This window comes from Wolbachia endosymbiont of Diaphorina citri, assembly GCF_013096535.2.
In the GTDB taxonomy this organism is placed as follows: domain Bacteria; phylum Pseudomonadota; class Alphaproteobacteria; order Rickettsiales; family Anaplasmataceae; genus Wolbachia.
The window spans coordinates 1,469,460-1,491,131 of sequence record NZ_CP051265.2 but is presented as its reverse complement, the minus strand read 5'-3'; the positions used below and the strand labels follow the sequence as shown (position 1 = coordinate 1,491,131).

Below are 21,672 nucleotides of genomic sequence, written 5' to 3'. Positions count from 1 at the left end.
TAAGTTCAACAAAATTACAAAAACTGTTCACTTTTTTTTAAGAATTTTGCACAACTCCGTTCTCTTATCTTTCATATGCCCCTGTAGTATATATATACGTTCAATTTCAAATTCGTCCGAAAAACTACAAAAATATATAGGCAACACTAAAAAAGTTCTCTTCTGTAGAGGTAAATGGTGGTATTGAAAATTTAACTCTGCTCTCAACTTACACTCCTCAAAAAAATTACAAAATTTAATTTCATTTTAACTTTAAACAAAAAGGCCGCCTATAAGTTGCATCTGCATTATGTTGCAAAATATACTATACTTTGCTTATGAGAATAACCAAATAAGCCATCCTTTTTTCTCCTCCATAACAGATATATACTAGAAATGCAGTCTGAAATATGATTTGCTCTAAAATTTTTTTCATTACGATTTTTCTATTAAACTTTAATAGAGCTTAACGTGTTTACAATATACTCAGGGGAGAGTCTATAAGAAGTAGCCACAAAACGCTATATTGGTAAAGGTATTCATAATAATTACTTGTGAATTAAGTACTTTAGATTCGAGATTACATAGATTTTTGGCAGTTTAAGCCATTTTAGATTGGAAAATGAAATCTCCTAAAAGGAAAAAACCCGGCTATATTAAAGGGTTAAGAGTAATTTAAGTTTGAAATTCAAAAAAACTTCTTAATTGCTTTAAAAGCTAGGATTATAGAGGGTTTTTGAGTGTAGCCCAGTTTCAGGTAAAACCTTATATATTATATATATAATAAATAATAATATATAATAATAGAACATATAGGATATGTACCTTTCATAATACCTACCTAAATATTATTAACGCGCTTAAGTGTTTAATTTATTACTTTTTTAATTTTTAAATAACAAGTTAAGCAAAAAAACATGAACTGTAATAAGTTTATTATAATATAAACCTTAAGAGAAGTTCCGCGGTGCTCAACTGAAATGGTTTTCAAAAAGGCTAATATACCGTCCATTTAAATTTTTAACCGAAATATAAAAGTCATTTAAAAAATAAACTCAAGTGGCAACTAACCGGTTTTTTAAAGCCACCTATAACCTACTCTAACTACTTATGCATACAGGTGGACCAGCTGCATTTCATGATATTAGTAGACATAAACCGAGTTATTGTAAGATAATTAAAGGTATCACTAAACTTTAATAGCCTTTAAAAATAGCTAAAGGTAACATTTTTATGGTAAATGCCTAATCTACTACTGTGGCCTATTCTTCAAAGTAAGGTTTTAAGGAGTAAAAAGCCGTTCTGAGTTTTCCAGCAAAATTTCAAAATAAAGAAATAGAAATATAATACACTTAAACCATTGAAATTCTGCATTTTTATCCATTTAATACCTATAAGATGTTACTTTTCCATTTTCAAAAAACTTAATGAATCAGATCGCCCTAAATAAAAATACAACACAGAGACAAAAATATGAAAAATCTACTATTGCATTTTGGATAACCTAAAAAAGATAAATGCTTACAAAAGACAAGATAGCTGATAATAGCGTTTTAAAAAGATTCTACGACTTCAGGGTACAATTGTACAACCAGAACCTAAGTTACTCATGTAAGGTAGCTCAAAACTCGATTATGAGGCATTTGTAAATTATCTTTTACCTTAAACTTTTACTTACTACAAAAAACCTCATTTTATTCTATCATGTTTTTTATTTATTGTAAAATATTTTTTCAAAAAAAGTGGACGATCTTTTAAATCGGTGCAATAAAAGCTGGTTATTTTAGATAATCTCTATAAATAAATTGTAGGTGAAGTTAAAGAAAAAAAGTTTTGCCATAAACATAAGCTATGGAGCTCGTAAACTGCTTAAAATGGAGATAAAGATCTAAATTTATTTATTTACGTCTCCAATTTCATCGCGTACAATGGAGACAAAGATTTATGTTTTCACTATTTATTGGCAGATAGGGCTTTCTAAAGGGTGGGTCACCCCCCTTGAAATTAAAACAAAAGGTGGTAGACAAGATGTCAAACACAGATAACTCAACTACAAGCTGGTCTTTGTTGTAGTTATTTTCTCACCTGCTTTAATTAATTCATCAAAATCAGATTCATACTCTGTATAGCCTTTCTTATAATAGTCCGAATGCGATAAGATATGTGTTAGCAGGCCAAATGTTGTTTTTTTACATTTTTAAGATAAGAAGTGGATAGCTGAACTTGTTTTTTATACAGCATTTCTTATATTGATCAAATCTTTCAATTGATTATTGCTAAATTCTGTAATCCAACTTTCACCGCTACTTATAGTTAAGTTTGCTAACTCTTTCTTGCTTTGAATCATCTCATCAATACGCTCTTCAAAAGTACCTGTTGAAAGTAGCCTGTACACCATAACATTACGTTCTTGTCCAATACGGTACGCTCTATCTGTTGCTTGTGCTTCCACTGCTGGATTCCACCATAAATCGTAATGTATTACATGGTTTGCTGCTGTTAAATTAAGCCCTGTTCCACCAGCTTTTAAAGATACTATGAGAATATTTGATCGAAATGAGTTTTCAAAATCATTAACCATTTTGTCTCGTGCTTTACGGGATAAACTTCCATGCAAAAATGGCACTTTTGATTCAAACTTTTCTTCAAGTAGCCTAGCTATAATCTCACCCATTTCAGTGTATTGAGTAAATATCAATGATTTTTCTGCAAGCTCACTAATTCCTATCAATATCTCTTCTAGCATCTGCATCTTTCCTGACTGTTCAATACTTGCACGCTTTTTCTTGCCAAAATGCGATGGATGGTTACAAACTTGCTTTAAAGCATTGATAAGCTTAAGAATTAGACCCTTACGTTCAATTCCTTCACTCCTTTCTATCTTTTTCATAGTTGTGTTAACTACTTCTTGATAAAGTGCTGTTTGCTCTGGAGTTAGAGAACAATAACGATTATTTTCAATTTTATCTGGTAGATCCTCTATAATGCTTTTATCACTTTTTACCCTACGTAGCATAAAGGGATGAGTAACTTTCATGAACCTTTCTAGACAAACTTTGTCTCTCGCTTTTTCAATTGGTGTTGCAAAATGAGTTTTAAATTCCTTAGGAGTACCAAGGTAATATTTATTAGTAAAATCAAAAATACTCCAATACTCTAGTAGCCTATTTTCAACAGGTGTACCACTCATTGCTATTTTATTTTTTGCTGCAATAGCTTTTATAGCTTTACTCTGTTCACTGTGGGGATTCTTTATATTTTGGGCTTCATCAATCACGAGCAAAAACCATCCTACTCTGTTAAGCTCTTTTTTATCACGACGCGCAAGACCATAGGATGTGAGAGCTACATCATAATCATTTGCCAATTCTCGATTTTGTCCATGATAGATAAAAAGCTTTAATTCTGGTGCAAAACGTTCCATCTCTCGTTGCCAATTGCTTAATATGCTTGTTGGTGCTACTATCAAGACTTTATCTTCATCTAAAAATCCTGCATTCTTACAGTATAAAATGGCTGCAATAACTTGTAGTGTTTTGCCAAGACCCATGTCATCAGCAATTATACTACCAAATCCCGTCTCTATGTTCTGCACAAGCCAACTAAATCCACGTTTTTGATATGGACGTAACTGTGCTGTTAGGTTACTTGGTACATCAACAGGTACATAAGTGTTAAGCTTTTCAAATAGGCTTTTAATCTGCTGATCAAGTCCTACCTTTGCTCCATCTAGTTCACCTCCTAAAGCAGCTTGCATCAGCTCTGCTTGACTCAAGTGTTCAGGTAACTTATCAAATTTTTTCAGTAGAGCTTCTACCTCCTTATCATCCAAAAGCACATATTGGTCTATAATCTTTATAAGTCCACGAGAATCTTTCAGTAGCTTTTTAAATTCTGTAATGCTTATCTCTTTATCACCTATCGCTATTTTCCAATCAAACTTCAATAATTTCTCAAGCGTTAAGAAACTTTTCCGATCTTCTTCAATTTTGCCTTTAGCAGATAAATTAAGACTCAACTTTGGCTTTAGGATTTTTTCCAGTGATTTTGGTAAGATAACTATAACGCCAATTGCTTTTAACACCGGCAAGATATTTAAAAACAATGGTGCAAAATCATCTAAGCTAAACAGTAATCTACTGCTGTCGTCAATCGATCTTTCTAGCTCAGGTATGTATTCGGACAGCATTCCCATATCAGATAAAATGCTCAGTTTTGTGCTGCAGTTAGACAATGCTTTTTTCAGCTTTATTATCGATTTTCCATCATCTAAAGATACCTGTATATCAAGCTCAAATCTTTCATAATAATCTTTTACCATTAAGTAAAGTTTGTATGGTTTATCTGTTAAATAAAGTCGTGATAACCAGAGATTAATTGATTGAGGTATTTCTCTGTTGCTAAACTCACTAAACTTGTATGCTGATCCAGTAAAAAATAATGCAAAGATGTGCTTGTCTCTATACTTGTCCATTGATGAAGGAAAGGTATTCTTTTCTCTATATTTATCAAGTGCTGCAGGAAAATTATTTGCCATGTATCCCAAAAGGATTAAAGAAACTGCAATATTAACCTGTTCTTCAGGATCTATAGAAGTTTTCTGATATTGAATTAGTAGAGGTGGACACATAGATGATATTTTTCTATGAATTTCTTTGACTGATTCATTAAATAACGCAGGGATCCACCTAATTATAAATTCTTCTCTTTTATTTTGTAGTATTTGTGGTACTAGCGCTGATTTTTCCATGAGCATACGTGCAAACTGTGAAATTATATGCATGAAACGAAGTTCAGGATTAAGCTTGTGCAGTAATGAAATAGGAATATCGTTTAAAAATTGTGCTATATTCCTCGAAACACTTTCGCTGAGCACAAATGAATTAGCTATACCATTGCTTACTTGAATAAGTTGGTATTGGTCATCGATAAATAATTGAAATGTTTGCCAGTGTTCAATACTTCCCCATTTGGTAGTAAACAATTCTTCTTCCGATAGCTTTTTCTTGGAAGAGTAGAAAGAATAATCTGATTTCCCCGTAGGATATTTTTGCCAATGCTTGTAAGCTGTTTGCAGAATACTGTGAAAATTTTTTTCAAAAAAGAGTGGATTATTCGTCAAGATATTTTCGATACAGCTAGCAAGGTTAGGAATAGTCGATAGATCAATATCATTTAAGTTTACTTGGTCATATACTTTAACTTTAGAAGACGATTTAAATAGATCATTAATTTTTAGAATACTTTGAATGTTTTCTAATTTTCCATTTCCAAAATCATCAATCAGCGACAACAAGTCACAATTATGAATATTGAAAATTACGAAAGGGTTTTTATCAATTTCTGCAGCAATAAGATAAATTACAGCAGCAATATGTTTACAAGGCATAGCCCAATCAGGACAATTGCAACTTGCGTTCATTTCTTCCCAATTCGAAGGAAATAATTTAATACCTGAGTCGTTAAGTTTATCAAACAAAAGTGTTGGTAATTGTTTATTTATTAATTTAGGTAATATAGAGGGAGAATTTTCAATAATACAACGGATAGCTGATGAATTTAATTCATTGAGTGTTATTTTAACTTTATATGGATGAGGTCTTGAACCACTAACTTTGGCTGTAATTGTATTGCCGTTGATTTGAATACCAAAAGCTCGACCAGTATTAGCATAAGTTCTACCACGTGAAAGGCGGTTATCGTAATCAACTTCACTGAAAGATTGAAGCCATTTCTTACCCCACCATGTTCTCCCGTAAATAGACATTATATATATTTTAGCCTAAATAAACTCAAGTAATCTAACATAAATCACTACAAAATGCCAAAAAAACAACAGAAAAGGCAATATGAAAACCTTTTTTTCTACAGTCTCTTCATTTTTTGTGATTAAAAATTATTTTAACTTTTTTTCAGAAAATCCCGGAAAAAGTAGTGAGAAATCCGGTATATATATTATAGAAGGGCATTGTTTCAATGAGGTGAGTTTACCTCTACGCGCTTCAAACACAAAAGTTTCAAATAAATGTCAATCCTAACACTGGACCTCGGCAAACAAACGGGCTGGGCAATTCTTACAGATGGAGTAATTGAAAGTGGAAGCAAAAGCTTTCATGGTAGTCGTTTCAGTGGAGGCGGAATGTGCTTCTTAAACTTTCGTAATTGGCTTAATTCTTTGAAACATGAGTTCACTGCAGTGTATTTTGAAGAAGTGAGAAGACATCTAGGAACTGATGCAGCCCATTGCTACGGTGGGTTTCTTGCAGTGCTGTCTGCTTGGTGTGAAGAACATCATGTGCCATACAAAGGTGTTAATGTTAAAACTATCAAACGCTTCATAGCAGGTAAAGGCAATGCAAGTAAAAGTGAAGTTATTGAAGCGATACGTGAAAAAAGTTTTTCACCTCAAGATGATAATCAAGCAGATGCTTTAGCTTTGATGTTCTATGTTATGGATTTTAGTAAAGATATTAATAAGATGAAAAATCCATAAAAAGTGGGTCCTTTCGTCCATACTGGCGGGTTTGGTGATGCTGACCCCAGGCCTTCTTTAGCGTCAGACATATTTTAAATATTAACTTTTTAATTAGTATAGCAATTATATGAATTTAGCAATCCACTACTATCCTACTCAAAATCTGGTCGAATATGAGCGTAATCCACGTAAAAATGATGACGTAGTAAATAGAATGTGTGCTTCAATCAGGGAATTTGGCTTTCGTATACCAATAGTTGCAAAAAGCGATGGCACTGTGGTTGATGGTCATTTAAGACTTAAAGCAGCAAGAAAACTTGGTATAGAAAGTATTCCTGTGGTTTTAAGTGATAATTTAAATGAACCACAAACTAAAGCTTTTCGGTTACTTGCCAATCAATCAGCTAATTGGGCAAAGTGGGATGATGATCTTTTGAAGGTGGAAATTCAAGAATTAGAAGATTTACAATTTGATCTTAAAATGACTGGATTTGAATTGGAAAAAGTTCAACGGTTTCTCGATGATTTTGATGGTGAAAAAGAAGACCTTTCTGACTTAGTTGTTGATGACAAAAAGGTAGAAATAACAAAACCAGCTGATCTATGGATTTTAGGTGATCATCGAATCTATTGTGGTGATAGCTCTTTAGTTGAATCATATAAAGCGGTATTAGATAATAAAATGGCAGATATTACCGTATGTGATCCTCCATATAACGTTGATTACGGTAGCAGTCAGGAGAGAGAAGAGAAAAAAATATTAAACGATAATCAAGGTGAAAAGTACGAACTTTTTCTCTACGATATCTGTTCCCATATTTTAGCATATACGAAAGGTGCAATTTACATTTGCATATCATCATCAGAGTTTTCAACGTTGCAAAAAGCATTTGAGGAAGCGGGAGGGAAATGGTCAACATTTATCATTTGGGCAAAGAATCATTTTACACTAGGAAGATCTGATTATCAAAGACAATACGAATCAATGCTCTATGGGTGGAAAAGCGGCAATAAACGTGAGTGGTATGGCGGTAGAAATCAAAGTGATCTATGGTTTTATGATAAGCCAACGCACAATACACTACATCCAACAATGAAGCCAGTAGAGCTAATGGAGAGAGCAATAGTTAATAGTAGTAGACCAGGAGATGTTGTACTTGATCCATTTAGCGGTTCTGGAAGTACGCTGATTGCATGTGAGAGAACAGGAAGAATCTGTAGAACAATAGAGCTAGATTCAAAATTTGTAGATGTAACCATAAAACGTTGGCAAATATACACAGGTAGGGAGGCAATTCTTTCTGGTACTGGTAAAACTTTTGCAGAAATTCAAGAAGAAAAACAGTAGGAAAAAAGTGAAAATTACACAAACAGAATGGGCAAGAGAGATAGGAGTATCAAAGCAATATGTCTGTTATTTAGTAAAAAAAGGAATAGTTAAGTTGGAGGATGGTTTGATCAATAGAGAACAAGCAAATGAAGCGGTGGCAGCAATAAGAGATCCAAGTCAGCCACTTAGGAGGAAAAATCCAGAAAACGAAAATACAAGTAACCTTTCTACAATGTTGCTAAAAACGCGAATAAAAAATGAAATGGAGCGGGGTAGATTATTGGAGGCAAAGGCAAAAGCTGAGATTGGTGAACTTGTAGCATTAGAGGAAGTAAAGCGCGATGCATTTAACGTAGCAAGAGTTGTCCGTAATAATTTGCTTAATATTCCAAATAGAGTTTCAGCACTACTTGCATCACTGAGTGACACTGAAAAGATTCATATGGCGCTAACTGAAGAGATTACAAACTCATTACAAGAATTATCTAATATTAAGTTTTAAATAATGTCTGCTAACTTAAGTTTAGAGTTAATAAAGTGTCTCATCAATCAACCTGGATTAGATGTTAATGTTAGAGGATTAAATGGAAAGACACCACTACATTGCGCTATAGAGTTTGACGAATTAAGCATGGTAGATCTGCTACTCACAAAAAAGAATATCAATCCTTTTGTAGAAGATAATGATGGTTCTTGATTACGCCAAAGAAGGGAAAAAAGCAGAAATATTACAAGCGCTCATTAATAACAAATACGGATCAGAACAAGATAGCTTACTTCATTTGGCTGCAATGATAGGTGAAGTTAATGCAGTTAGATATTTGATAGGAAAAGGTATTGACGTTAATGCACGAAATACTTTGCATCATACGCCATTACATCTAGCAGCAGGAATAGGACATGAAAATGTTGTCAAAATTTTAGTGAAAGAAGGAAATGCTGAAATTGATGTCTTTGATGCACGGAATCAGACACCAATGCACTATGCAGTTAATAACAAAAAATTGGAGATAGTAAAGTTACTGCTAAAGCTTGGAGCAGATGTAAATAGCGCGCGCATAGGGCAAAACTCAATGAAATTGTCACCTGTTCATATAGCCGTAAGTAATACTAATTACGATGAAAGAGACTTATGTCTTGATATTCTCAAATGCTTAATAAAGGAGCCTAATGCTCAAGTCAATTTGCAAGACTACGAAAATAAAACGCCACTACATTACGCTGAAAGACTTAAAACAATAGAAGTTTTACTAACGCGAGAAGATATAGATCCATTGGTAAAAGACGATAGCGGCAAGACACCATTTGATTACGCTAAACCTGAGATAAAGAAGGCTTTGATGAGTAGTAAATACGGTTCTGAAAAGAATAGTCTACTCCATTTAGCTGTACAAACGGGAGAAATTGAGCTTGTAGAGTCTATCTTAAAAGAAGAAATTGATATTGATATTTCAAATAATAAAAATCTACCGCCGGTTTACCTTGCTGCAGAAAAAGGGCATTTACATGTAGTAAAGTTATTGCTGAAAAAAGGAGCAAATTATACACCTGTTTTGCACTTAGCAATCAAATCAAACAATTTAGAGTTACTTAAAGTTTTGTTTACTGAAAAAAATGGGTCTTTGCTCTGCAGAGATACCGTTATTAATTTTCCAACCCTTCATAATAAATATATAGCACAGAGAGAAATAGCAGATAAAAGGATGAAAAAACATAATAATATTATCTGCATCTATACTACAGTCAGCGCAATAGCAGTAGCAGTATATATAGGGTTGATAACAACAACAATAAGTAGTGCAATCATTTTTGCAACAATAACAGGGGTATTTGCGCTTGTTATAGCAATAATGATAAGTGAGATGAGCAAAAGATATATAGAAAAGGAATTTCAGAAAAAGATGCTTATGGAATTAGAAGGGCAAAGAGGCACAGAAAGTGTTAGATCAGAAATTGATAGTGTTGAAGTAGAAAGTTTACACAACAGTTGTTTGAGTGGAGCATAATGATCTACAGTGCCAGTTTTTGTTCAGGATTAAAGCCAGATCCCCAGCTTAAAGTATCAGAGTGGGCAAATGAGTATCGAGTTTTAGCAGCAACTGCAGCATCAGAGCCAGGTAAATGGAGAACAGAGAGAACGCCATACCTTAAAGAAATCATGGACTCTCTATCACCCTCCTCGCCAGTAGAAAAAGTGGTATTCATGAAAGGAGCGCAGATTGGGGGAACAGAAGCTGGTAACAATTGGATAGGCTATATCATCGATCAAACCCCTGGTCCAATGCTGGTAGTACAGCCAACAGTTGAAATGGGAAAACGTTGGTCAAAGGGAAGATTTGCACCGTTAATAGAGAGTACACCATGTTTAAAAAGTAAAGTAAAAGACCCAAGGTCAAGAGATTCAGGGAATACTGTACAAAGTAAGGAGTTTCCAGGTGGAATAGTAGTAATAACTGGAGCGAATAGTAGTGTAGGACTGAGATCTATGCCAGTAAAATATCTCTTTCTTGATGAAATAGATGCCTACCCAGGAGATTCAGGAGGAGAAGGAGATCCAGTTTTACTCAGCATAGCCCGAACTAATACATTTGCACGGAGAAAGATTTTTTTAGTATCAACACCAACGATTCATGAGAATTGAGAAGGAATTTGAAGCAACAGATAAGAGATACTTTTTTGTACCATGTCCACATTGTAATTACTATCAAGTTCTGAAATGGTCACAAATAAAATGGGAGAACAACGACTCAAGAACAGCACATTATGTCTGTACTGAATGTAGCGGCAAAATAGAAAATCATCAAAAGACAGAGATGCTAGACCGTGGAGAATGGAGAGCTACAAATCAAGTACACAATAGCAAAGTAATAGGATTTCACCTTTCAAGTCTTTATAGCCCAGTTGGGTGGTATAGTTGGCAACAAGCAGTAGAGGATTTTCTGCATGCAAAGGAAAGTGAACAATTACTGAAAGTTTGGATCAACACAACGCTTGGAGAAACCTGGGTAGATAAGGGAGAAGTACCAGACTGGAAGCAATTATTTAACAGAAGAGAATTTTTTCAGATTGGCACAGTACCAAAAGGTGAAGTAGTTCTCACAGCAGGAGTAGATGTCCAAAAAGATCGTTTAGAAGTAGAAGTTGTAGCATGGGGAAAAAGTCGTGAAAGTTGGTCAATAGACTACCGAGTATTTGAAGGAGATACAGGAAGTGGAGAAGTATGGGGAAAACTCTCTGAGCTTCTGAGTCATCATTTTATCGGTGAAAATGGTCTTGAATACATGATAAGTATGATGGCGGTTGATGCTGGGTATGCGACACAAGAAGTATACAATTGGGTAAGAGGTCATCAAGGCTCTGGAAGAGTAATGGCAGTAAAAGGTGTAAATAAAGCACTAGTACCACTTAGCAGTCCAAGTAGAGTTGATATAACAGTTGGTGGTCAAAAGCTAAAAAGAGGAATAAAGCTCTGGCCAGTGGGAGTATCGATTTTAAAGTCAGAACTTTTTCAATTACTTAATGTTTTAAAGGACGGTGAAGAAGCTCCAGCAGGATACTGTCATTTTCCTGAGTATGCACCTGAATATTTTAAGCAGCTAACGGCAGAGCAATTAGTCAGCAAGGTAGTAAAAGGATACACCAAACAAGAGTGGCAAAAGGTAAGAGAAAGAAATGAAGTACTAGATTGCCGAATTTACGCAAGAGCAGCATCTATTGCTTTAGGAATTGATCGTTGGCCAGAGAGTAAATGGAATAGTTTAAGTGAAAAACCAGAAAGCAAAAAATCTAAAAAAGTAAGACAGAGTAAGTGGTTGGAGAATGTATAACGAAGATTATTTAATTCAAGTCGAAGAAGCGATAAAGAAACTGCAAAGCGGAGAGAGAGTAGTATCAATTGCATATGGTGACCATGTGGTGAGATATGCTGAAGTTCAGATAAATGATTTGCTCAGCCTCAGACAACGCATCAAAGGTGAACTAAAGATTGCTGGAATGAAGCCTAAACGAAAGATTATTTTTGCAACAAATAAAGGAGTTATATGAGGGAAAATTTTCTGAGAAAAGTTGTAAAAGAGGAATATTCTGAATTTTTAGAGCAATTAAAAACTTTCATAAAACTATGGGAGAATAGAGAGAGTTCAGTAAATGGAATAATAGATTTGTCACATTGGCAAGAAAATGTGAATTTTAAGCTAGACAAAGAGAATGGTATAGTTGGAGTAATTCACAAGGCAACACAAGGACTAAAATATGTGGATTCAAAGTATGCGAAGAGAAGAAAGAAAGCTGAAGAAGAAGGATTACTCTGGGGAGCATATCATTTTGGCACAGAAGGAAACGGCAAAAATCAAGCTGATCATTTTCTAAAAACGGTAGGCGAAAGCAAAAATACCATACTTGCGCTGGATATTGAAGAAAACAAAAGTGGCAAAAATATTACAGTTAAGCAAGCTGAGGAATTTGTAAAGAGAGTTGAAGAAGTAACAGGAAGATTACCCCTAATTTATGGCAGTAGCTATTTTCTTAAGGATTTTGCCACGCCAACTTTGACAAAATGTCCATTATGGATAGCAAGCTGGAGAAAAGAGCTCACATTACCAAAAGGCTGGAATGATTGGATTTTATGGCAATATACTGACGGTAAAACAAGTCCAGAGCCACATGAAGTAGAAGGAATCGGAAAATGTGACAGAAATAAATTTAACGGAACTTTGAAAGAATTAAGAGAATTTTGGTTAGTATGATGCTGAGAAATTTCAAACAACTATTTAGTAAGCCAAAAATCAAAAGTTCAGCCTGGGATGCGTCAGGCTCAGGAAGAAGGGTAATATATTGGCAAGGAGAAGCGGGAAGCATAAATAATTTACTTTCTCAGAGCCTTGGGCACTTACGTAGCCGCTCTCGGGATATGGTAAGAAAAAATCCTTACGCTGCAAATATAATTGATACGATAGTAAGTAACTCTATTGGAACAGGAATAAAACCGCAATCAAAAGCAAGAGATGGAGAATTTCGAAAGAAGGTGCAAGAATTATGGCTAAAATGGACAGATGAAGCAGATAGCTGTGGAATGAGTGATTTTTATGGATTACAAGCTCTAGTATGCAGAAGTATGATAGAGGGAGGAGAATGTTTTGTACGTTTAAGAACGAGAAAGCTGGAAGATGGATTTTCTGTGCCATTACAACTGCAAGTACTAGAATCAGAGCATTTGGACAATAAGAGCAATAAAACACTAGCCAATGGTAATGTAATAAGAAACGGCATTGAGTTTAACAGGCTTGGACAAAGAGAGGCATATTACTTATTTAGAGAACATCCAGGAGAAGGCTTATTTGGAGAATCAGTGAGAGTGCCAGCAAATGATGTTTTACATATTTATAGACCATTAAGACCTGGGCAAATCAGAGGGGAGCCTTGGCTTTCTAATATACTGCTGAAGCTTTATGAGCTTGATCAATATGATGATGCAGAGCTGGTGAGAAAGAAAACTGCAGCAATGTTTGCTGGATTTATTACGAGACTCGATCCAGAAGCAAATATCATGGGAGAAGGTGAAAGTAATGAGCAAGGAGTAGCACTATCAGGTTTAGAGCCAGGAACAATGCAGCTTTTAGACCCAGGAGAGGACATAAAATTTTCAGAGCCATCTGATGTTGGAGGAAGTTATGAAGCATTCATGAGACAGCAACTGAGGGCAATAGCGATTGGTACAGGGATAACATATGAACAGCTAACAGGAGATTTAACAGGTGTTAATTATTCATCCATTCGAGCAGGGCTGATAGAGTTTCGTCGTCGATGCGCTATGCTGCAACATAACATTATGGTATTTCAGTTTTGCAGACCAGTATGGAGTAGATGGCTAGAATTAGCAGTGCTTTGTGGAGAACTGAGTATAGATGAAAAAGTAGTAAAAGCAGCGAAAGAAGAAGTAAAATGGATACCACAGGGATTTGATTGGGTGGATCCGCTAAAAGATCAGCAAGCACAGCAAATGGCGGTAAGAAATGGCTTTAAGAGTCGCTCAGAAGTTGTTTCAGAAATGGGTTATGATGTAGAAGAAATTGACCAAGAAATAGCAGAAGATCAAAAGCGTGCTAATTCTTTTGGACTTTGTTTCGATTGTGACGTTAATGTGCCATAAAATACAATAAGGGGAGGAAGGTGATGTGGATAAATAAACCAATAATGGTAGAGAGAAGAAGCTTTGAACTACTATCATTATATAACAGCAAACAACCTATCTTTAAGAACTTAAAGCATTTTCATATAAACCCAAAAGGAATAGCAATAATACGTATTTATGGAGTTTTGACAAAAAAAACAGAAGCTTTTGATCATATTTTAGATATGACTTCGTATGAAAATATTCATGAAGAGATAGAGAGTGCTTTAGAAGATAAAAGCATAGAGACGATTCTACTTGACATAGACAGTCCAGGAGGAGAAGTAAACGGTGTCTTTGACCTAGCTGATTTTATTTATGAATCAAGAGTAAAAAAGAGAATTATTGCAATAGCAAATGATGATGCATATTCTGCTGCGTACGCTATAGCCTCTAGCGCTGAAAAGGTATTTGTGAGTAGAACTTCAGGAGTAGGAAGTGTTGGAGTAATAGCAAGTCATATAGATCAAAGTGGATTTGACGAAAAACAGGGAATAAAATACACCACAATTTTTGCTGGTAGTCGGAAGAATGATTTAAATCCGCATGAGCCAATGACGTCTGAAAGTTTAGAAAGCTTACAAAAAGAAGTAGGAAGACTATATGAAATGTTTTTGCAGCTAATAGCAAGGAACAGAGGTCTTTCAATTGAAAAGATTCGATCAACAGAAGCAGGTCTATATTTTGGCGAGAAAGCAGTAGAAATAGGTCTTGCAGATGGAGTTACAACATTTTTTGAATTTATCAATAATCATAGGAGTGTTAGTATGACAACTATTGAGGAGAACTGTCGTAGAGAAATTTTAGAGATAATAAGATTATGTAATATATCAAAGATGCCAGAAAAGATAGGAGAATTTATTGAGCAGGGCGTAAGTATTGAGCAAGCAAGGGAAGTTTTAATGGAATTACTTGCAGAGAGAACGAAGAAGACAGAGATAATAAGTGCAATACCACAGAATTCAGGAGAAGAATTGATGATGCAGGTAGCGAAAAGTCGTGGGCAATCAAACATTTAAAGTATGTGTATAACCGCCGTGTATAACAACCACAAATATGGCGGTAAAAAAATAAAAAAAGGAGAGAAAAAGACATGATAAGTATAACTGAAGGAAATAATTTAGGAGATCTTCTGAAATATGAAGTGTCCAACTTATATTCAAGAGATCAGATAACAGTAGCCAAGGGACAAAATCTAAAGCTGGGAACAGTAGTTGGTTATGATACTAAAGATGGTTTTATTAAAGCTTTAAATCCAACTGCCACAGATGGTACACAAACGGCGATAGGAGTGATAGCAAGCGATGTAAACGCAAAGGAAAATAGTAAAGGAGTAATTATTGCTCGTGGTGCCATGCTAGCTGATCATGCAGTTGTATGGCCAGCAAATATTACTGAAGAACAGAAAGCTACAGCAATAAAGCAACTTGAAGGACGAGGAATCATTATCCGTAAAGCGGCCTAAAGCTAAATAAAAAACACAAAGGGGGAAAAATGCAAAATCCATTTACAAATACAGCATTTAGCATGACGGCACTAACAAATGCGATGAATATATTGCCGATAAATTATGGACGGGTTGAAAATTTAAATTTATTTCCAAATAGGTCAGTAAGATTTAGACATATTACCATAGAAGAACACAACGGAGTTTTAAGTCTACTACCAACACAAGTGCCAGGAGCACCAGCAACAGTGGGAAAACGAGGAAAACGGAAAATAAGAACATTTACGATTCCGCATATTCCACATGATGATGTAGTGTTACCAGAGGAAGTACAGGGAATAAGGGCATTTGGATCAGAAAGTGAACTGAAAGCGCTGGCAGATGTAATAACTGATCATTTGCAGCTAATGAGAAACAAACATGCAATAACATTAGAGCATTTGCGAATGGGAGCGCTGAAAGGGATTATTCTGGACGCAGATGGCAGTGAATTATTAAATCTGTACAACGAATTTGAAATTACGCCAAAAGTAGTAAATTTTGCACTGGGAACAGCGACAACTGATGTAAAGCGTAAGTGTATGGAAGTACTCCGGCATATAGAAGATAATCTAAGTGGTGAATATATGACAGGAGTTCATGCCTTGGTAAGCCCTGAGTTTTTTGATGCACTAACTTCTCATGCTAAAGTAAAAGAAGCATATGAGAGATGGCAAGAAGGAGCAGCGCTTCGAAATGATATGAGATCAGGATTTACGTTCTGTGGCATAACATTTGAGGAGTATAGAGGGCAAGCAACTGACCCTGAAGGAACGGTGAGAAGATTTATTGAGAAAGATACAGGGCACTGTTTTCCACTAGGAACAGCGAGCACATTTACGACATATTTTGCACCAGCAGACTTTAATGAGACAGTAAATACACTAGGAAAATCACTTTATGCAAAACAAGAACCAAGGAGATTTGATAGAGGAAGTGATTTGCATACGCAGTCAAATCCTCTGCCAATGTGCCACAGACCTGGAGTATTAATCAAAATTACTGCAAGTTGACGATTATAGAGAGGTTATTGAAGGATTGTTTTGATCATCTAGGAGTGGAAGCCATATATTGTAATAAAAATAAGGAGGCGATTCGAAAAATAAAAGTGCTAATTAAACGTCCTGAGACTACGTACTCTCTAGGTGCAGATGGAACATTAACTCAGCAAATTGCTTCTATAGAAATACGTGATCAGGACGTTACTTCCTTTAGCATAGGTGATTATATCAAGATTGAAAAAAGGTTCTACAAGATTTTTGAACCACCATTGAAAGATTCTTCAGGTAAAATATTGAAAATTGAGGCAATAGAAAGTGTTTGATATTAAAATTAGTAATAATATTAATGAAATAATCTCCAATATTGAAAGAAAAGAGCAGAAAATAAAACTAGCAGCTATAAAAGCACTAAATAGAACAGCACTATGGTTAAAAGCGCAAGCAGCTAAGGAAATCAGTGAGGAAAAGCAGATAAAATTAAGTTTGATAAGAAAGAGATTAAGAATTTTTAAGGCAAAAACTAGCAGATTAGACGTGTTAATTAGAGCAAATTTGTATGATATTAGAGTATCAGCAATGGGCAAGATGAGACAAACAAAAAGAGGTACAAAAATAGGAAAACATGAGTTTATAGGAGCGTTTACTGCAACAATGCCAAGAGGAAATAGTGGTGTTTTTAGGCGTGAAGGAAGAAAAGCTTTGCCAATACAAGAGGTAAAATTAGGACTGGAGCCAGAAGCATCAAAAATAATAAAGGAGCTAGTTAATTATGAGTTTGAAAGGATGTTTGGAAAGTTCTTTGAACGTGAATTGAACTATATTACAAGAAATGTATGAATTTTAAAGATTTGCATAATGCAATCTGCACTACGCTGAAGAGAGAAATATCATCGATACAGACATGCGAAGTATATCCAGCAATAAGAAAAGAATTAGTAGCACCAGCGGTTTTTGTGGAGCTTAGCGGATTTGAAAAGGGACATGATCCTGGAACAGAAGAGTTAGCACTAAAAGTAAGATTTGAGGCAAGGATTGTAGTTGATGGAACAGTCGAGTATTCCTCGTTAGTTGTAAGGTCATTAGCAGCAGAAGTAGCAAGAGTAGTAAATAAAAATACTTGGAACGTAAAAAATATTTCTCCTGCTGAATTTCTCTCTGCAGAGCCTGATGGATTTAGACCCGAATTAGATGCATATTTGGTGTGGATGGTTGATTGGAGTCATCAGCTTCATTTAGGTAAATCAGTATGGGAAGAGGGGGAAATTAAACCACATACAATAAACGTAGGAAATATAAATGTTAGACCATAGTTTTGCAATTTCAGAGCTAAATAGAAGATTAGCGAATATCATTCGTATAGGAGTTGTAAAAGAAATAGATTATGAAAAAGCAAAAGTAAGAGTGAAAATAGGAGAATTTTTAACAGATTGGTTGCCGTGGATAACGAGCAAAGCAGGAAAAGATAGAGATTGGTCTCCACCAGATATCGGTGAACAGGTTATGATATTTTCTCCTCTTGGTGAACTATCATTAGGAGTGGTATTAGGAGGAATATATCAGGAAAAATACCCTGCACCAGAGAATAAAGAAGAAATAAATAGTGTGAAGTTTCAGGATGGAACAAGATTGTTATATGATAAAGAGAAGCATCATTTAGAGATTGAAGTAGTAGATAAAATAACACTGAAAGCTGGAGAATCGAGTATAGAAATGACAAAAAGTGGAATAAAACTGAAAGGAAGTAGAATAGATTTAAATTGACATGAGAAGAGCTATAGTTTGTACAGGTGATAGTTGTACTGGAGTACCTATTCATGTTTGCGTAAGCGGGAGTAAAGATGTGCGTATTAATGGTAGATCTGTCTGTCGTAGAAGTGATACCTTAACTATGGGAGAGACACTAACACAAGGATCAAACAGCGTATTTGTAAATGGTATTGGTGTAGCGAGAACAGGTGATGTGGCGTCCTGTAGTTTTCAAGTAGTAAGTAAAAATCAAAGTGTGTTTTCAAAATAAAAAAAATTAAAGTAATCGAAAAATGAGAGGAATGGATGCTAAAACAGGTAAAGAATTAGAGGGAATAGAACATTTAAAGCAATCAATAATTGATATATTAACCACTCCAGTAAACAGTAGAATAATGAGGAGAGATTATGGCTCAAGATTATTTGAATTGGTGGATAAGCCAATAAATCGTGATTTTACACTAGAAATTTATGCAGCAGTAGCAGGAGCACTAGAAAAATGGGAGAGAAGGTTTAAATTAGAGAAAGTGAAGATAACAGAAGTAAAAGAAGGGAGAGTAACATTGAATTTAGAAGGTGTCTATCTTTCAGAAGGTAAGTTCATAAATATTAATGGAGTAGTTGTTTAAAAATGCAGCAGCCAAATATTATCGAACCACTGAACTTTGAAGAGATTTTTGCTCGGATGAAAGAAGAATTAATAAGTCGAGATAAAAGTTTTACAGCACTAATTGAAAGTGACCCAGCGATGAAGATTTTAGAAGTAGCAGCCTGGAGAGAGCTTTTGCTGAGACAAAGAATAAATGAAGCGGTAAAAAGCAATTTACTCAAGTTTGCAAGGGGAGAAGAGCTTGATAATTTAGCTGAGTTTTATGGAGCAGAGAGGCAAGATGGAGAAGAAGATGAACGCTTCAGAAAAAGAATCAAGGCAAGAATAGTTGGCTCAAGCACAGGAGGTAGTAAAGAGCATTATCGGTTTCAAGCACTCTCAGCAGATAGAAGAGTAAAGGATGCGCTGGTTGAGTCAAAAGTGCCAGGAAGTGTAGAAATCTCAATTTTATCCACAGAGTTATCCACAGCGTCAGAAGAGCTACTAGAAATTGTAAAAAAGCAAGTTACTAGAGATGATATAAGGTGTATTAGATAGAACTTGATCTGACACTTTAAAAAAGTAAGTTATAAAATAATAAAAGAAAGGAGTGTTAGAAATGAGTACGATACAAACAAAAATACTAAAACCAAAGTTAGGGTTATTAGAACTAGCAAAGCAATTAGGTAACGTATCACAAGCGTGTAAGGTGATGGGTTATTCGCGTGATACATTTTATCGATTTAAGGAGTTATATGAAAGTGGGGGAGAAGGAGCATTACATGAAATAAGTAAGAAAAAACCCCTATTGGCAAACAGAGTTTCCGAAGATATAGAAAGAGCAGTAGTAAATATTGCAACAGAATTTCCAGCATATGGACAACAAAGAGCTGCAAATGAACTTAGAAAAAGGGGCATAATAATCTCTGAAGGTGGAGTGAGATCTGTATGGCTGAGAAATGATCTTGAAACCTTTAAAAAAGACTTAAAGCTCTTGAAGCAAAGGTTGCTCAAGATGGAATAATTTTAACAGAAGGGCAACTTACAGCGTTAGAAAAGGTCAAAGAACAAAGGGAAGCTCACGGGGAAATTGATACAGAACACCCTGGTTATTTAGGTTCTCAGGATACTTATTACGTAGGAAATATTAAGGGTGTTGGACGAATTTATCAGCAAACTTTTATTGATACTTATTCTCGCGTTGCATTTGCCAAACTTTATGTAGATAAAACAGCAATTACTGCTGCTGACTTGCTAAACGATAAAGTAATACCATTCTTTGATGGACAAAATGTACCACTATTACGCATTCTTACTGATCGTGGTACAGAATACTGTGGTAAGCCAGAGAATCATGCTTATCAGCTTTATTTGGGAATAGAAAACATTGATCATTCTAGAACCAAGGCCAACTCACCACAGACCAATGGCATATGTGAGAGGTTTCACAAGACTATGCAAGATGAGTGTTACAATATTATTTTTCGCAAGAAAATCTACAATTCTTTGGAAGATCTGCAGATAGATGTCGATCATTGGTTGCGTTCTTACAATGAGACAAGGCCTCACTCAGGTAAATACTGCTATGAGGATGTTCAAAAAAGTGTGTCAAACCGAATTTTTAATTCAACTCAATCTTTAATCTACTAGGGAAAAAAATATCGAGTTGAGATATAGATAATGCCCAATCATGTACAGGCATCGTCCATTTCTCTTCCACCTTTCTTATAGCACAATATACCAGCTTGTACAAGGCATTTATGCTGGTGAATGCGCCTTTGGTCTTGGTAAATTTCCTAATTTGCCTGTGTAGCCCCTCGATGAGATTAGTGGTATAAATTAGCCTTCTAACAGGACCTGAATACTTGAAGTAACCAGATAAACTTTCCCAATTGTTCTGCCAAGATTTTACAACTAATGGATACTTTTCGCCCCATTTTTCCTCCAGCTCAAGCAAATAATTTTCTGCAATTTCTTTACTTGTAGCGCGGTATATTTTTTTTAAATCATTCATGAAAACTTTTACATCTTTGCTTGATACGTATTTCAGAGAGTTCCGTATTTGATGCACTACACATAGCTGTACTTCCACATTAGGAAATACGCTATTTATAGCTGCAGGAAAGCTTTTTAGGCCATCGACACAAGCTATCAAAATGTCTTCTATTCCTCTCTCTTTCAAGTCATTTAATACGCCTAACCAGAAGCTAGCTCCCTCGCTTTCTGCTAAGTAAAAACCCAGTACTTCTTTTCTGCCATTTTGGTCTATTCCTAATATGTTATACATGCACTTACTTACACAGCGACCGTCTTCTTTTACCTTAAAAAACATCCCATCCATAAATACTATTGGATACACTGATTGCAGTGGACGGCTACGCCATTCATTGATTATAGGTAGTAATTTATCTGTAATTCCAGATATCTCTGCTGCAGATATTTTATGGTCATAAATTTCTTCCACATATGATGCTATATCTCTGTATCCCACACCACTTGCAAACATGTTCAAGACCTTTGTTTCAAGTTCTGGATGTAGGCTTGTTTGCCTTTTTTTCACTATCTGTGGTTCAAAACTTCCCTCTCTGTCTCTTGGTGTCAATAGTTCAAATGAACCTGCACTTGTTTTCAAAGTTTTTCCATTCCTTCCGTTTCTACGATTGTTTTCTTCGCTTTCAGTAGATAAATGATGTTCTATTTCACCCTCCAAGCTTGCTTCAAGTAGCCTTTTTACAAATGGCGTTAATGCACCATCTTTTCCCATTAATGGTCTACCTTCTCGTATAGACGACAAGATATTTGTTTCTAATTCTTTATAATCTACCAAACCAGTAGTTCTATCTGCTATTCTTTGACTCATGTCAAACCTCCATTTTTATCTCAATTATATTTTACTT

At 35.2% G+C, this 21,672-nt stretch carries 17 protein-coding genes and 4 pseudogenes; 19 read left to right on the top strand and 2 right to left on the bottom strand.

All coding sequences use genetic code 11. From position 1 onward, the window contains the following. Positions 1 to 2,209: 2,209 nt before the first annotated feature. On the bottom strand, positions 2,210 to 5,746 hold the full coding sequence (locus HGO49_RS06915; RefSeq protein ID WP_017531741.1) for a DEAD/DEAH box helicase: 3,537 nt from the start codon (positions 5,744 to 5,746) through the stop codon (positions 2,210 to 2,212). Between the two features lie 258 nt (positions 5,747 to 6,004). Between HGO49_RS06915 and HGO49_RS06910 the strand changes: the two genes are divergently transcribed. The 19 genes and pseudogenes from HGO49_RS06910 to HGO49_RS06820 form a co-directional block, all read left to right on the top strand. After that, positions 6,005 to 6,472 carry a crossover junction endodeoxyribonuclease RuvC gene (locus HGO49_RS06910; RefSeq protein ID WP_017531739.1) on the top strand — a complete coding sequence of 156 codons (468 nt, stop codon included), beginning with the start codon at positions 6,005 to 6,007 and terminating at the stop codon, positions 6,470 to 6,472. A 109-nt stretch (positions 6,473 to 6,581) separates the two neighbouring features. After that, positions 6,582 to 7,802: a DNA modification methylase gene (locus HGO49_RS06905; protein ID WP_172758514.1), complete on the top strand. Its 1,221-nt coding sequence runs from the start codon at positions 6,582 to 6,584 to the stop codon at positions 7,800 to 7,802. A 7-nt stretch (positions 7,803 to 7,809) separates the two neighbouring features. Next, on the top strand, positions 7,810 to 8,286 hold the full coding sequence (locus HGO49_RS06900; RefSeq protein ID WP_172758515.1) for a hypothetical protein: 477 nt from the start codon (positions 7,810 to 7,812) through the stop codon (positions 8,284 to 8,286). Positions 8,287 to 8,289: 3 nt separating this feature from the next. Further along, positions 8,290 to 9,790: pseudogene (locus tag HGO49_RS06895) on the top strand (ankyrin repeat domain-containing protein). Beyond that, a pseudogene (locus HGO49_RS06890) lies at positions 9,790 to 11,611 on the top strand (phage terminase large subunit family protein). The pseudogenes HGO49_RS06895 and HGO49_RS06890 overlap by 1 nt, the downstream one beginning before the upstream one ends. Continuing rightward, positions 11,604 to 11,828 carry a gpW family head-tail joining protein gene (locus HGO49_RS06885; protein WP_017531716.1) on the top strand — a complete coding sequence of 75 codons (225 nt, stop codon included), beginning with the start codon at positions 11,604 to 11,606 and terminating at the stop codon, positions 11,826 to 11,828. Before HGO49_RS06890 ends, HGO49_RS06885 begins: the two are co-directional and overlap by 8 nt. Further along, entirely contained in the window at positions 11,825 to 12,529 is a 705-nt protein-coding gene (locus HGO49_RS06880) for a glycoside hydrolase family 25 protein (RefSeq protein WP_017531715.1), read from the top strand. Before HGO49_RS06885 ends, HGO49_RS06880 begins: the two co-directional genes overlap by 4 nt. Continuing rightward, on the top strand, positions 12,526 to 13,932 hold the full coding sequence (locus tag HGO49_RS06875; RefSeq protein WP_172758542.1) for a phage portal protein: 1,407 nt from the start codon (positions 12,526 to 12,528) through the stop codon (positions 13,930 to 13,932). Before HGO49_RS06880 ends, HGO49_RS06875 begins: the two co-directional genes overlap by 4 nt. Positions 13,933 to 13,955: 23 nt before the next feature. Next, complete coding sequence (locus HGO49_RS06870) at positions 13,956 to 14,972, top strand: S49 family peptidase (protein ID WP_172758516.1); 1,017 nt, start codon at positions 13,956 to 13,958, stop codon at positions 14,970 to 14,972. A gap of 74 nt (positions 14,973 to 15,046) precedes the next feature. After that, positions 15,047 to 15,418 carry a head decoration protein gene (locus tag HGO49_RS06865; protein ID WP_038536951.1) on the top strand — a complete coding sequence of 124 codons (372 nt, stop codon included), beginning with the start codon at positions 15,047 to 15,049 and terminating at the stop codon, positions 15,416 to 15,418. 29 nt (positions 15,419 to 15,447) lie between these two features. Beyond that, positions 15,448 to 16,452 carry a major capsid protein gene (locus tag HGO49_RS06860; RefSeq protein WP_172758517.1) on the top strand — a complete coding sequence of 335 codons (1,005 nt, stop codon included), beginning with the start codon at positions 15,448 to 15,450 and terminating at the stop codon, positions 16,450 to 16,452. Next, the gene (locus HGO49_RS06855) at positions 16,449 to 16,763 is read left to right on the top strand and encodes a head-tail joining protein (RefSeq protein ID WP_017531704.1); all 315 of its coding nucleotides are present in this window, start codon (positions 16,449 to 16,451) and stop codon (positions 16,761 to 16,763) included. Before HGO49_RS06860 ends, HGO49_RS06855 begins: the two co-directional genes overlap by 4 nt. Then, positions 16,756 to 17,277: a phage tail protein gene (locus HGO49_RS06850; protein WP_237398556.1), complete on the top strand. Its 522-nt coding sequence runs from the start codon at positions 16,756 to 16,758 to the stop codon at positions 17,275 to 17,277. Before HGO49_RS06855 ends, HGO49_RS06850 begins: the two co-directional genes overlap by 8 nt. After that, complete coding sequence (locus HGO49_RS06845) at positions 17,274 to 17,750, top strand: hypothetical protein (RefSeq protein ID WP_172758519.1); 477 nt, start codon at positions 17,274 to 17,276, stop codon at positions 17,748 to 17,750. Before HGO49_RS06850 ends, HGO49_RS06845 begins: the two co-directional genes overlap by 4 nt. After that, on the top strand, positions 17,737 to 18,201 hold the full coding sequence (locus HGO49_RS06840) for a phage baseplate assembly protein V (RefSeq protein WP_172758520.1): 465 nt from the start codon (positions 17,737 to 17,739) through the stop codon (positions 18,199 to 18,201). Before HGO49_RS06845 ends, HGO49_RS06840 begins: the two co-directional genes overlap by 14 nt. A gap of 1 nt (position 18,202) precedes the next feature. Then, a complete protein-coding gene (locus HGO49_RS06835) occupies positions 18,203 to 18,457 on the top strand; it encodes a PAAR domain-containing protein (protein ID WP_172758521.1) in 255 nt (84 codons plus the stop codon). 22 nt (positions 18,458 to 18,479) lie between these two features. Next, the gene (locus HGO49_RS06830) at positions 18,480 to 18,815 is read left to right on the top strand and encodes a GPW/gp25 family protein (protein ID WP_172758522.1); all 336 of its coding nucleotides are present in this window, start codon (positions 18,480 to 18,482) and stop codon (positions 18,813 to 18,815) included. 2 nt (positions 18,816 to 18,817) lie between these two features. Further along, positions 18,818 to 19,327: pseudogene (locus tag HGO49_RS06825) on the top strand (baseplate J/gp47 family protein); the annotation flags it as partial. A 67-nt stretch (positions 19,328 to 19,394) separates the two neighbouring features. Then, a pseudogene (locus HGO49_RS06820) lies at positions 19,395 to 20,359 on the top strand (IS481 family transposase); the annotation flags it as partial. 37 nt (positions 20,360 to 20,396) lie between these two features. Here the strand turns inward: HGO49_RS06820 and HGO49_RS06815 are convergent. Continuing rightward, positions 20,397 to 21,635, bottom strand: a complete 1,239-nt coding sequence (locus HGO49_RS06815; RefSeq protein WP_172758362.1) for an IS256 family transposase — start codon at positions 21,633 to 21,635, stop codon at positions 20,397 to 20,399. Positions 21,636 to 21,672 lie beyond the last annotated feature (37 nt).

Excerpts from the sequence above, each read along its gene's own strand:
- HGO49_RS06870 (WP_172758516.1), top strand. The coding sequence starts at position 13,956 with ATGTGGATAAATAAACCAATAATGGTAGAGAGAAGAAGCTTTGAACTA.
- HGO49_RS06910 (WP_017531739.1), top strand. The coding sequence starts at position 6,005 with ATGTCAATCCTAACACTGGACCTCGGCAAACAAACGGGCTGGGCAATT.
- HGO49_RS06865 (WP_038536951.1), top strand. The coding sequence starts at position 15,047 with ATGATAAGTATAACTGAAGGAAATAATTTAGGAGATCTTCTGAAATAT.
- HGO49_RS06915 (WP_017531741.1), bottom strand. The coding sequence starts at position 5,746 with ATGTCTATTTACGGGAGAACATGGTGGGGTAAGAAATGGCTTCAATCT.
- HGO49_RS06875 (WP_172758542.1), top strand. The coding sequence starts at position 12,526 with ATGATGCTGAGAAATTTCAAACAACTATTTAGTAAGCCAAAAATCAAA.
- HGO49_RS06845 (WP_172758519.1), top strand. The coding sequence starts at position 17,274 with ATGAATTTTAAAGATTTGCATAATGCAATCTGCACTACGCTGAAGAGA.
- HGO49_RS06860 (WP_172758517.1), top strand. The coding sequence starts at position 15,448 with ATGCAAAATCCATTTACAAATACAGCATTTAGCATGACGGCACTAACA.
- HGO49_RS06840 (WP_172758520.1), top strand. The coding sequence starts at position 17,737 with ATGTTAGACCATAGTTTTGCAATTTCAGAGCTAAATAGAAGATTAGCG.
- HGO49_RS06830 (WP_172758522.1), top strand. The coding sequence starts at position 18,480 with ATGAGAGGAATGGATGCTAAAACAGGTAAAGAATTAGAGGGAATAGAA.
- HGO49_RS06835 (WP_172758521.1), top strand. The coding sequence starts at position 18,203 with ATGAGAAGAGCTATAGTTTGTACAGGTGATAGTTGTACTGGAGTACCT.
- HGO49_RS06815 (WP_172758362.1), bottom strand. The coding sequence starts at position 21,635 with ATGAGTCAAAGAATAGCAGATAGAACTACTGGTTTGGTAGATTATAAA.
- HGO49_RS06905 (WP_172758514.1), top strand. The coding sequence starts at position 6,582 with ATGAATTTAGCAATCCACTACTATCCTACTCAAAATCTGGTCGAATAT.
- HGO49_RS06880 (WP_017531715.1), top strand. The coding sequence starts at position 11,825 with ATGAGGGAAAATTTTCTGAGAAAAGTTGTAAAAGAGGAATATTCTGAA.
- HGO49_RS06885 (WP_017531716.1), top strand. The coding sequence starts at position 11,604 with ATGTATAACGAAGATTATTTAATTCAAGTCGAAGAAGCGATAAAGAAA.